At 67.7% G+C, this 11,483-nt stretch carries 11 protein-coding genes; 10 read left to right on the forward strand and 1 reads right to left on the reverse strand.

Features of this window, described 5'->3' with window-relative positions; all coding sequences use genetic code 11:
- The 6 genes from ACFWF3_RS09235 to ACFWF3_RS09260 all read left to right on the forward strand — a co-directional run.
- Nucleotides 1-1,035 (forward strand): ABC transporter substrate-binding protein (locus ACFWF3_RS09235; protein WP_379313192.1); only part of this gene is annotated, 1,035 nt, incomplete at its 5' end.
- Nucleotides 1,036-1,098: 63 nt separating this feature from the next.
- Nucleotides 1,099-2,025 (forward strand): ABC transporter permease, encoded by a 927-nt coding sequence (locus ACFWF3_RS09240; RefSeq protein ID WP_378994308.1) that lies wholly within the window; start codon nucleotides 1,099-1,101, stop codon nucleotides 2,023-2,025.
- Nucleotides 2,018-2,947: an ABC transporter permease gene (locus tag ACFWF3_RS09245; protein WP_378994305.1), complete on the forward strand. Its 930-nt coding sequence runs from the start codon at nucleotides 2,018-2,020 to the stop codon at nucleotides 2,945-2,947. Before ACFWF3_RS09240 ends, ACFWF3_RS09245 begins: the two co-directional genes overlap by 8 nt.
- Nucleotides 2,944-4,638 (forward strand): ABC transporter ATP-binding protein, encoded by a 1,695-nt coding sequence (locus tag ACFWF3_RS09250; protein WP_379313193.1) that lies wholly within the window; start codon nucleotides 2,944-2,946, stop codon nucleotides 4,636-4,638. The genes ACFWF3_RS09245 and ACFWF3_RS09250 overlap by 4 nt, the downstream gene beginning before the upstream one ends.
- Before the next feature lie 103 nt (nucleotides 4,639-4,741).
- Nucleotides 4,742-4,906, forward strand: coding sequence for a hypothetical protein (locus ACFWF3_RS09255; protein ID WP_266297608.1), 165 nt, complete (start codon nucleotides 4,742-4,744; stop codon nucleotides 4,904-4,906).
- Between the two features lie 10 nt (nucleotides 4,907-4,916).
- Nucleotides 4,917-5,663 (forward strand): oxidoreductase, encoded by a 747-nt coding sequence (locus ACFWF3_RS09260; RefSeq protein WP_378996368.1) that lies wholly within the window; start codon nucleotides 4,917-4,919, stop codon nucleotides 5,661-5,663.
- 422 nt (nucleotides 5,664-6,085) lie between these two features.
- Here the strand turns inward: ACFWF3_RS09260 and ACFWF3_RS09265 are convergent, their stop codons facing one another.
- A complete protein-coding gene (locus tag ACFWF3_RS09265) occupies nucleotides 6,086-6,880 on the reverse strand; it encodes an HAD-IB family hydrolase (RefSeq protein ID WP_378996458.1) in 795 nt (264 codons plus the stop codon).
- A gap of 414 nt (nucleotides 6,881-7,294) precedes the next feature.
- Between ACFWF3_RS09265 and ssd the strand changes: the two genes are divergently transcribed.
- From ssd to ACFWF3_RS09285, 4 genes are all read left to right on the forward strand, one after another.
- On the forward strand, nucleotides 7,295-8,446 hold the full coding sequence (gene ssd, locus ACFWF3_RS09270) for a septum site-determining protein Ssd (protein ID WP_379313194.1): 1,152 nt from the start codon (nucleotides 7,295-7,297) through the stop codon (nucleotides 8,444-8,446).
- A 67-nt stretch (nucleotides 8,447-8,513) separates the two neighbouring features.
- Nucleotides 8,514-9,695: a TadA family conjugal transfer-associated ATPase gene (locus ACFWF3_RS09275; protein WP_379313196.1), complete on the forward strand. Its 1,182-nt coding sequence runs from the start codon at nucleotides 8,514-8,516 to the stop codon at nucleotides 9,693-9,695.
- Between the two features lie 217 nt (nucleotides 9,696-9,912).
- Nucleotides 9,913-10,701, forward strand: a complete 789-nt coding sequence (locus ACFWF3_RS09280) for a type II secretion system F family protein (protein ID WP_379313198.1) — start codon at nucleotides 9,913-9,915, stop codon at nucleotides 10,699-10,701.
- A 269-nt stretch (nucleotides 10,702-10,970) separates the two neighbouring features.
- On the forward strand, nucleotides 10,971-11,483 hold a 513-nt coding region (locus ACFWF3_RS09285; protein WP_379313199.1), incomplete at its 3' end, for a type II secretion system F family protein.

The following is an 11,483-nucleotide window of genomic DNA, read 5'->3' on the forward strand; positions in this document are numbered from 1 at the left end:
GCGGGCACCGCCTCCGCCGAGGCGTTCGGTGAGAAGCCGATCGGCAACGGTCCCTACGCGTTCGGTTCGTGGGAACACAACGTGAAGATCGATCTCACGCCCAACCCGGACTATCCCGGTGGCCGCCCGGCCAAGAACAAGGGCCTGCGATTCGTGATGTACCAGTCCTACGACACCGCGTACGCGGATCTGCAGGCCGGAAATCTCGACACACTCGACACCATTCCCGACAGCGCGATCACCACGTACGAGAGCGATCTCGGCGACCGTGCCATCACCAAGCCGACCGCGCAGAACCAGCACATCGGCATCCAGACCACCGTGCCGCATTTCGGTGGCGAGGAAGGCATTCTGCGTCGCAAGGCCATCTCGATGGCGATCAACCGCCCGCAGATCATCGACAAGATCTTCAACGGCACGCGCACACCGTCGCGCGACTTCACCGCCGCGACCCTGCCCGGCTACGACGCGAACCTGCCGGGTGCGGAAGTGTTCGATTACAACCCCGACCAGGCCAAGAAACTGTGGGCGCAGGCCGACGCGATGTCGCCGTGGTCGGGTCAGTACCAGATCACCTACAACAGCGACGGCGGCCATCAGGCCTGGATCGAAGCTGTCGCCAACAGCGTGAAGAACACCCTCGGTATCGACGCGGTCGCCAACCCGATGCCGACGTTCAAGAACATTCGCGACGCGGTGAACGCCAAGACGATCGGTACCGCGTTCCGCTATGGCTGGCAGGGCGACTACCCCACGATGATGCAGTTCCTCAGTTCGCAGTACTACAGCTTCTCCGAGACCAACAACGTCAACTACAACAATCCCGAGGTGGACCGGCTGTTCAACGCCGCCCTCGCCGCCCCGACACAGGCGGATTCCTACAAGCTGATCGCGCAAGCGCAGGCGATCATGATCAAGGAGATGGCGGACATCCCAGTGTTCGACTACGTCGCCAACGCGGGTCGCTCGGACAAGGTCACCAAGGCCGAGCTCACCTGGAACGGCCTGTTCGACTTCGAGAACATCGAGAAATAGAACTCGACAGCTGGGCCGGGCCACTGCGAAGTGGCTCGGCCCCGGTCGTTTTCGGAGGAAACGATGGCTTGGTACGTAGTTCGGCGTCTGCTCCAGATGATCCCGGTATTCCTGGGCGCGACGCTGCTCATCTATGCAATGGTCTTTCTGATTCCGGGTGACCCGATCAAGGCGCTGGCCGGCGAGAAACAGTTGACGCCGGCCGCCGAGGCGGTACTGCGCGCCCGATATCACCTCGATCAGCCTTTCATCGTGCAGTACCTGCATTATTTGAAGGGAATTCTGACTTTAGATTTCGGCACCTCGTTCTCGGGTAGACCGGTCCGCGAAGAACTCGAACGCGCCTTCCCGATCACCATCAGGCTGGCGTTTCTCGCCGTGTTCATCGAAGGTCTTTTCGGCATCTTGTTCGGCATGATTGCCGGGTTGCGAAAGGGCAAGCTCTTCGATTCGACAATGCTCATCGCGAGCCTGGTGATAATCGCGCTGCCGGTGTTTGTCGTCGGTTATCTCGCGCAATTCTTTCTGGGTGTGAAATGGGGGATCGCCCCGGTTACTGTCACGGGTAAAGCGAGCCTGAGCGAGTTGATCGTTCCCGCGTTCGTGCTCGGCTCGCTGTCGTTCGCCTATGTGCTGCGGCTGACCCGAAACTCGGTGGCGGAGAACAAATCCGCCGACTTCGTTCGCACGGCGACGGCCAAAGGGCTCGGGCGCCGACGCGTGGTGAGCGTGCACATTCTGCGGAATTCGATGATCCCGGTCGTCACCTTTCTCGGCGCCGATTTCGGCGCGTTGATGGCGGGTGCGATCGTCACCGAGGGCATCTTCAACATTCCCGGCGTCGGCGGCACCATGTACCAGGCGATCATCCGCGGCGAGCCACCCACGGTGGTGTCGTTCGTGACGGTGCTGGTGGTGGTGTTCCTGATCGTCAACCTCGTGATCGACCTGCTCTACGCCGCACTGGACCCGAGGATCCGCTATGCATGACAAGCAACAGCATTTCGTGGCCCCCGCCGACGAGGTGGAGGTGCTCGCCACCGACCGTGTCCTGGACCAGGGCACCCCGACCAGCATCTGGGGCGACGCGTGGCGGCGGCTGCGCCGAAACCCCGTGTTCCTGGTCTCGGTGGTGTTGATCGTGTTCGTCATGCTCGTGGTGGTGTGGCCGTCGCTGTTCACCAGCCAGGACCCGCGGTTGTGCCTGGGGGAGTTCGGCATGGACGGCCCGCGCGAGGGTCATCCGTTCGGCTTCGACAAGCAGGGTTGTGATGTCTATGCCCGCACCGTCTACGGCGCGCGTGCGTCGGTGAGCGTCGGCATCGCATCGGCGATGCTGTTCCTGCTGGTAGGTGGCATCCTCGGCGCGATTTCCGGTTTCTACGGTGGGCTGCTCGACACGATCGTCTCGCGCATCGCCGAGATCTTCTACGCCATTCCGATGGTGCTGGCCGCGATCGTGCTGCTGCAGCTGCTGCGGCCCGCGGGGATCATGACGGTCGTCGCGATCCTGGTGGCCTTCACCTGGCCGCAGGCCGCGCGCATCACGCGTGGCGCGGTGATCGAGGCCAAGAACAGTGAATATGTCACCGCCGCGAAGGCGCTGGGCGTGTCGCGTCTCGGCACGCTGATGAAACACGTGCTGCCCAACTCGGCGAGTCCGCTGATCGTGGTCGCCACCATCTGGCTCGGCGTCTTCATCGTCACCGAGGCGACGCTGTCCTATCTCGGCGTCGGTCTGCCGCCGAGCATCGTGTCCTGGGGCGCCGATATCGACCGCGCCAAGACCGAGATCCGTACCTCGCCGATCCTGTTCTATCCGGCGACCGCGCTGGCCATCACCGTGCTGAGCTTCATCATGCTCGGCGACGCGGTGCGCGACGCGCTCGATCCGAAGGAGCGCACCCGATGAGCCTCGACAAATCCGCGCCGGAGCCCCTGCTCGAAATCCGGGACCTGGACGTCGGTTTCACCTCCGACGGCAAGGAGATCCCCGCCGTCCGCGGCGTGAGCCTCACCGTCTACCCCGGGCAAACCGTCGCCATCGTCGGCGAATCCGGCTCGGGCAAGTCCACGACCGCGCACGCCATCATCAACCTGCTGCCCGGCACCGGCAGGGTCACCGGCGGTTCGATCCTGTTCGACGGCAAGGACCTGACGAAAGCGTCGGAGAAGGAGATCGTCGCCATCCGCGGCAACGGCATCGGCCTGGTTCCACAGGACCCGATGTCGAACCTGAACCCGGTGTGGAAGATCGGCTTCCAGATTCGGGAAACCCTGGTGGCCAACGGTATCGCCACCGGCGCCGCGGCCCGCGAACGCGCGGTGGAACTGCTGGCCGAGGCGGGTATGTCCGATGCCGAACGCCGCGTGAACCAGTACCCGCACGAGTTCTCCGGTGGTATGCGCCAGCGCGCGCTCATCGCGATCGGCCTGTCGTGCAGGCCGAAACTGCTGATCGCCGACGAGCCGACCTCGGCGCTCGACGTCACGGTGCAACGCCAGATCCTCGGCCATCTCGAACAGCTCACCACCGAGCTGGGGACCGCGGTGCTGCTGATCACCCACGACCTCGGCCTCGCCGCGGAACGGGCCGAGCACCTGGTGGTGATGTATCGCGGCAAGGTGGTGGAATCCGGCCCCGCACTGCGGATTCTGCGCGATCCGCAGCACGCGTACACCAAGAAGCTGGTGAACTCGGCGCCGTCGCTGGCGGCATCGCGGATGTCGTCGTCGCGGCAGCGGGCCGAAGTGCGCGCGCAGGCTGTCGAAGTGGCTGTCGCCGAGAAGGCATCCGACGCACTGCCCGACACCGTGCTCGATGTGCGAAACCTGTCCAAGGCGTTCAAGATTCGCGGCAAGCGGCCGTGGCTGTCCACGGACTTCGTGGCCGTCGACGAGGTGAGTTTCACGGTCTGTCGCGGCACCACCACCGCGATCGTCGGTGAGTCGGGATCCGGCAAGTCGACCATCGCGCAGATGGTGCTCGGCCTGCTCGAACCGACGTCGGGCACCGTGGAGTTCGACGGCAAGGACGTCGCGAAGCTCGACAGCAAGGGCGCGTTCGCCTTCCGGCGGCGGGTGCAGCCGATCTTCCAGAATCCCTACGGCTCGCTCGATCCGATGTACTCGATCTTCCGCACGATCGAGGAACCGCTGCGGGTGCACAAGATCGGTACTCCCGCCGAGCGCGAAGCGGTGGTGCGTGACCTGCTCGACAAGGTGTCGCTGCCTGCGTCGGTGCTGCGGCGCTATCCCAACGAGTTGTCGGGCGGGCAACGTCAGCGGGTGGCGATCGCCCGCGCGCTGGCCCTCTCGCCCGAGATGGTGGTCTGCGACGAGGCGGTCTCGGCGCTGGACGTCCTGGTCCAGGCTCAGATCCTCACCTTGCTCAACGACCTCCAGGCCGAACTGGGGCTGACGTATTTGTTCATCACTCACGACTTGGCGGTTGTTCGGCAGATCGCGGACAACGTGTTGGTCATGCGCGAGGGGAAGGTGGTGGAGGCGGCCACAACGGACGAGGTGTTCGCATCTGCGCGCGAGGAGTACACACGGGCATTGCTCGAGGCGATTCCTGGTCGCGAGCTGCTCACGGGGTAAGGGTGCCGGCCGGGCTCCCGAAACCCTTCGAGAGCCCGGCTCATCGGCGTAGCGTGGATTCGTCCGAGGTGGTGCGGTGTGGATCGCGGGGTTGGAGACGCCGGTGGATCGAATCGATGCTGAACGGCTGGCCGAGCGGGAAGCGCGGCGGCGCAGGGCGGTGACCCCGGCAGCCAAGCGGCTCGCCGAGGTGCCGTGGCCGGATCGCAGCTGGCCGACGGTGCGCGGGTTGTATGTGACCGTGGGGGCCGCACTGTACGAGCGGTAACCTCCATGCCGTGACTGATCCGCTCCAGCCCTTGGTCGACCTGCCCGGCGTGCGCGAGGCCGCCGACAAGGCGCGCGACGCGCTCGCGGCCGTGCATCGGCACAAGTCGAACCGGCGTGGCTGGGCGACCACCGCCGCCGAAGCCGCCGTGCGGGCCGCCCGCTCCTCGGCGGCCATCGAAGGCGCGAGCACCGACCTGCCCGCCGACGGCCAGGTCAGTGACCCGGTGCTGGCCGGCGCGTTGCGGGTGGGTCAGGCGCTCGACGGCGACGCGCTCACCAATCTCGTCGGCACCTGGCGGCGCGCGCCCCTGCAGGCGCTGGCCCGGCTGCACCTGCTCGCCGCCGCCGACCTGGTGACCGACGGGCAGGAACTCGGTCGCCCGCGCTCGACTCCCGGCGTCGCCGAGCGGCTCGACATGCTCACGCAAACCGTCCAGTCGAGCAAGGCGCCCGCCCCGGTGATCGCGGCGATCGTGCACGGCGAGCTGCTGTCGTTGCGCCCGTTCGGCACCGGTGACGGTGTCGTCGCGCGCGCTGCCTCGCGACTGGTCGCGGTATCCAGCGGACTCGACCCGCACAGCCTCGGCGTGCCCGAAGTGTTCTGGCTGCGCCGCCGCCAGGCCTACCTCGACGCGGCCGCCGGATTCGGCATGGGCACCGCGGAGGGCGTGGGTGGCTGGGTGCTGTTCTGCGCGGGCGCGTTGGAAGACGGGGCCCGCGAGGCGAACTCGATCGCCGACGCGGCGGCCGGCTGAACCGGCCGTACACATCGAAACGGGCGGCGTTGTCGATTGCTCGACCTCACCGCCCGCTAGCACGGAACACCCGGTTACCAAGCGTGCAGGGTGGGTTGTGTTCGGTGGCCTCGGCGATCATCCCAGCCCCGCCGGTTCATCCCCGCAACCTGTGCGAGGCGTTCGCCGACGTTGGCTCGAATTTCGCAGGCCCACAACTCTTTCGGCCTTGTCGCGGCGCGCTCCGCGTGGGTGCCTGGTGTCCGTGCTGGGAAGGGTGGGATGGGAGGCGAAACCTTCTCTTCCGGCTCCGTCTTGGCCTTCCGTCCTTCCGTGACTCCATTCTTACACTGTGATGGCACTCACATCAAGGGTTTCGCGGGCATAACCGAATCCCGATGAATTCGGCGTGTCACTCGGAGATTCGTGCTGCAAGCGGCCGGTCAGCGTCGTTTGCGGAGCAGTCGGTAGCTGATCGCGCCGGCGATGATCGCGCTCAGTCCGACGGCCGCCGTCGCGGCGACAGTGGTGGTCGACGGCGCCTGGAATCGTGACCACAGCGACACCGGGTTGGAGAACGTGAGCACCGGCCAGCCGCGGCTCGCCGCCTCCTTGCGCAGCGCGCGGTCGGGGTTCACCGCGGTCGGGTGACCTACGGCGCTCAGCATCGGCACGTCGGTCACCGAGTCGGAGTAGGCGTAGCACCGCGACAGGTCGTAGCCCTGCTCGGCGGCGAGCTTCTCGATGGCGGCGACTTTGCCCTCGCCGTAGCAGTAGAACTCGATATCGCCGGTGTACTTGCCGTCCTCGACGACCATCCGGGTCGCCTCGGTGTGCGAGGCGCCGAGCACCTCAGCTATCGGTCCGACGATCTCCTCGCCGGAGGCCGAGACGATCACCACATCGTGGCCGCGGATCTTGTGATCGGCGATCAGATCGGCGGCCTCGGCGTAGATCAGCGGGTCGACCAGATCGTGAAGAGTCTCGGCCACAATGGTTTTCACCTGCTCCACATCCCAGCCCGCGCACATGTTGGCGAGGTTTGCCCGCATCCGTTCCATCTGGTCGTGATCTGCACCGGAAAGCAGGAACAAAAAGTGTGCGTAGCTGCTCTCCAACACGGCTCTGCGGTTGAGCAGACCCTGCGCGTAGAACGGTTTGCTGAAGACGAAAGCGCTCGACTTCGCGATCACCGTTTTGTCGAGGTCGAAGAACGCGGCGACGCGCCCGCCCGGCACCGGGGCTCGGCCCGTTTTGCCGAGACTTGTGTCCGTAGGCGAGGTCTGGTCGCGTTCTGGCGTCACGTCAACAGAATAGGCACGACCTGCGCGCACCGCAGGATCGACTGCCCGCACCGTGGAAAAGGGTTTGCCCCGGGGACGCCGGGCGGCGCGAATCGCCGAAGAATGTCGGCGAATGCTACTTGCGCCCGCGGCAGGGGGTGGGTGTAGTATTGCTGGCACCTGGACTTAGTCCAGGCGCGTTCAGCCCGACCCCCCGGGGCTGAACCCGACGGCCCCAGCCTCCTCCCCCCCGGCTGGGGCCGTCCTCTATTTTCAGGACGATCGTCAAAGTTCTCCACACCCCCGAGTTATCCACAATCGGTGTTTTCGGGGTGTTGATGAACTCCTCGCTCGGCAACGCTGAGTCGCATGAACCCAGTCCCGATGCGCGGTGGCCCGCCACAGATCGCGCCCGCTCTCGTGCTCGTGCGTGATGAACGGCTGCGCGCGGAGGTGCGTCGAGTCGCGGCGGCCGCCGAGCGCGTCACCGAGGAACGGGTGATGCCGGTCGGCAGGCATGCGTGGGCCGGGGCAGGCATGGTCATCCTCGATACCGCCGCCGCTGTTGCCGCCGCCGTCGGCGGATTCCCGCGGCGGGCGGGCGTCGTCCTGGTCACCGAGGGGGAACCTGCCGTGCCCGACTGGCAAGCGGCGACCGCGGTGGGTGCCGAACGTGTTGTCGCATTGCCCTCGGCGGCTGTCGCACTGGTCGAACAGTTCGCCGAACACGCCGAATCCCGCACGGGTGAAGGGATAGTCGTCGCGGTGGTCGGCGCGGGAGGAGGTGCCGGCGCATCCACACTCGCCGCGGCGACCGCGCTGCGCGGGGCCGCGCGGCGGGTGCGTCACGACACGGTGCTGATCGACGGTGCCCCGCTCGACGGTGGGATAGATCTGGTCTTGGGCATGGAGAACGTGCCGGGCCTGCGCTGGCCGGACCTGATCATCGAGGACGGACGGGTGTCGGCTGCGGCGCTGCACAACGCGTTGCCCGTCGGGGCTCCCGGCTTGGCGGTGTTGTCCTGCGGCCGAGCGCGACCCGTCACCGGGGTGGGTCCCGGGCGATCACGACCCGACTCGGCTTCCGTGGGGCACACGTCCGTCGGGCTGGCGCCGGCGGCGGTCCGTGCGGTCATCGAATCGGGCAGGGACGCAGGAGATCTCGTGGTCTGTGATGTGTCGTGTGAGCGTGGCCCGGCGGCCGACGCGATGCTCGACGCCGCCGATCTGGTCGTCCTCGTAGTACCGGCACGACTGCGCTCCATCGCCGCGGCCGAGGTCGTCTCGGCCTATCTCGGAGAACGAAACCCCAACCGCGGCTTGGTCGTCCGTGGTCCCGCGCCCGGCGGACTGCGCGGCGCGGAAGTCGCCGAACTTCTCGGATTGCCCCTTCTCGCCGCAGTACGCGGGCAGGCCGGCCTCGCCTCCCGTCTCGAACGCGGTGGCCTGAGCGTCCGCCGGCGCGGCCCCCTGCGCGACGCCGCCGACGCTGTCCTCGCCATGGTCGGAGCCGAGGGATGACTACCCCCGTCAGCGCCCGGCGCTCCATCCGGCGTGCGGCCCTTCGGATGGACGGAGCCGGCGCGACATGACTTCCTTTGTGACCGTCGACCTCCTCGAACGCGTCCGTGAGCGCCTGGCCGAGCATCCGGGCGTGCCAGATGCCGCGCAGCTGGCGGCCGCAATCCGTACGGAAGCGGGCGGGGTGCTTGCCGACACCGATCTGCTCCGGGCCCTGCGCCTGTTGCAGACCGAGATGACCGGTGCGGGGCTGCTGGAGCCGTTGCTGCACGATCCTCGGGTCGCCGATGTACTCGTCACCGGGCCGGATGCGGTATGGGTGGACCGTGGCCGCGGCCTGGAGCTGACCGATGTCCGCTTCGCCGACGAAGCCGCTGTTCGCCGCCTCGCCCAGCGCTTGGCCTCGGCCGCGGGCCGCCGCCTCGACGACGCTCAACCCTGGGTCGACGGCAAACTCGCCGGAACCGAAGCCACGCTGGGCGACGCGTTCGGCGTTCGACTCCACGCGGTACTGGCCCCCGTCGCCCACGACGGCACATGCCTGTCCCTTCGCATCCTCCGCCCCGCGACCCAGGGCCTCGACGCGCTGGCCGCCGCCGGTTCGATTCCCCCGGACGCCCGCCGTCTGCTCGGCGACATCGTCCGCGCCCGCCTCGCGTTCCTGGTCGTGGGAGGTACCGGAGCGGGAAAGACTACTTTGCTCTCGGCCCTGCTCGCCGCCGTCGACCCGGCCGAACGAATCGTCTGCGTGGAGGACGCCGCCGAGCTCGCTCCGGTCCATCCACATGTTGTTCGGCTGGTTGCCAGGACGGCCAATGTCGAGGGGGTAGGCGCTGTTACGGTGCGCGACTTGGTCCGTCAGGCCCTGCGGATGCGCCCGGATCGCATCGTCGTCGGAGAGGTCCGTGGTGCCGAAGTCGTCGATCTCCTGACGGCCCTCAACACCGGCCACGACGGCGGTGCGGGGACCGTCCACGCCAACTCGCCCCAGGAAGTTCCCGCGCGCCTGGAGGCACTGGCGGCGCTCGGCGGGATGGACAGGGCGGCCCTGCACAGCCAGCTGGCTGCCGCCGTCCAGGTAGTCCTGCACGTTCGGCGCCGCTCCGACGGAACCCGTGCTCTCCACGAAATCGGGGTCCTGCACCGTGATTTCGAGGGAGTCCACATCACCCCCGCCTGGCGGGCGGACGACCACCCGACTCCCGCGGTCGGCGAACTCCACCGGCTGCTCGAGGTGCGTCTCGGATGAGTAACTCGGTCGCGTATGCGGTGGTGGCTCCGCGGGATTCGTGTCGCCGTGAGCGAATTACAGGGGCGGGGAACTGGCTTCACAGGTCTACGCGGCATTCCGGGCGGTGGTCGGTGGTCGGTGAGGCGGAGCGGCGATCGCCGCGGGTAGAGCTCGGAGCCGCCGCCGGCGAGTGTGGCGAACGAGATGCGGGTTTCGGTGTGGAGGAGGCGGCCTCATGGGTAGTGCGTTGCTCTGTTGCGCGATCGCGGTGCTGGTGCTGCCCGTGGCAGGCGGTCAACGGCGGTTCACCCGGCTGTTCACGCCGAGTGGGAGCACTGTGCGACAACGCGTGCCTGTGGAGTGGTGTGCAGGAATCGCGCTGGGGTGCACGGCGTTCATGTTCGGACCCGGCGTCGGGTCGGCCGCACTGATGCTGGGAACCACTGTGGCGGTCCGTCAACGGCGTGGTCGAGGTGACCGCGAACGACGGCGCGAATGCGGCTACCTCCTGGCCGGCCTCGAAGCTGTGGTCGGGGAGCTCCGCGTGGGCGCCCACCCGAGCGCGGCGGCCGAATCCGCCGCAGCCGAGTCGCGCGGCGAAGCGGCGCGCGTACTGGCGATCAGTGCCGGCCGCAGCCGCCTCGGTGGTTCCGGAGCCGACGGTTGGGTCCAGCCGGATTCGATTGTCGCCGAAGAACTGTCGCGAGTCGCCGCGGCCTGGCGGGTGGCCGAAGAGCACGGCTTGGCGCTGGCGGAACTACTCGCCGCCGCCAGGTCCGACCTACTCGGACGCATCCGCTTTCGCGACCGCACCGAAGCCGCACTGGCCGGCGCCCGAGCATCGGCCACCGTCCTGGCCGGCCTTCCCCTGGTAGGCATCGGCCTGGGACAACTGATGGGAGCTGCCCCGCTCACCATCCTGTTCGCTGCTCCAGCCGGGGAACTACTTCTCCCGCTGGGCGCCGCCCTCGCCTGCTGTGGACTGCTGTGGACAGATGTCATCACCCGTAAGAGCACCGCCTGATCCGCACCGGACGGTGTCGAACGGACGGCGGTAGTGGACAACTCGTGTGGATGCCCTGTGGACAAATGTGCGCCGCCGCAAGAGCACAGCCGCACTCGGTGTGCGTCACGGCCCGACGGCAGGGCGGGAGTAGTCGCCGAATGCCTGTGGACAGATGTGATCACCGAACAAGACCACGCGCTGATCGCGGTGCCCCGCGTGGGGCAGTTCGGATCGGGGTGTGGATGGGTGTGGACCGAACTTCGAGGAGGGGATTTGCTGTGCAGGGGATGGATGGTGCTGCTGCGCCGGGGGCGTTGCTGATCGCGGCCGTGGCGATTGTGTTGCTACCAGGGCGAGTGGCCGTCAGTCGACGGGTGCGTGCGCTCGGTCCGACGACGGCCGGCGTCTCCGGGACGGCAGGTGACACCGCGAAGGTCGACCCGCTCGGGTCGGCGTCCGCGTTCGATCTACTGGCCGCGTGTCTCCGAGCGGGACTGCCGATGGCCGCGGCCGCGCGAGCCAGCGCGCCGACAGCGCCGCCGATTCTTCGGGCGGCATTGCTCAGGGCCGCAGACCTTCTCGCGCTGGGCGCCGACGCGGCGACGGCATGGGAACGGGCGGCGGCGGATGCGGTGGGGTCGGCGGGCGCCGATGACGTGGAGTCGCTGGCCAGGATGGCTCGTCGTTCGGCGCGCTCCGGCGCCTCGCTGGCCGCGGCAGTCGGCGAACTCGCCACGCAACGCCGCGAAGCCGTGGAGGACGCTGCCGTCGCGCGCGCCGAACGCGCGGGCGTGCTGATC

Origin of the sequence: Nocardia sp. NPDC060220 (assembly GCF_042727815.1) — a bacterium.
Classification (GTDB): Bacteria; Actinomycetota; Actinomycetes; order Mycobacteriales; family Mycobacteriaceae; genus Nocardia.

Bases quoted from the DNA above. Each gene is read 5' to 3' on its own strand.
- ACFWF3_RS09240 (WP_378994308.1), top strand. From the start codon at position 1,099: ATGGCTTGGTACGTAGTTCGGCGTCTGCTCCAGATGATCCCGGTATTC.
- ACFWF3_RS09245 (WP_378994305.1), top strand. From the start codon at position 2,018: ATGCATGACAAGCAACAGCATTTCGTGGCCCCCGCCGACGAGGTGGAG.
- ACFWF3_RS09250 (WP_379313193.1), top strand. From the start codon at position 2,944: ATGAGCCTCGACAAATCCGCGCCGGAGCCCCTGCTCGAAATCCGGGAC.
- ssd (WP_379313194.1), top strand. From the start codon at position 7,295: ATGAACCCAGTCCCGATGCGCGGTGGCCCGCCACAGATCGCGCCCGCT.
- ACFWF3_RS09275 (WP_379313196.1), top strand. From the start codon at position 8,514: ATGACTTCCTTTGTGACCGTCGACCTCCTCGAACGCGTCCGTGAGCGC.
- ACFWF3_RS09280 (WP_379313198.1), top strand. From the start codon at position 9,913: ATGGGTAGTGCGTTGCTCTGTTGCGCGATCGCGGTGCTGGTGCTGCCC.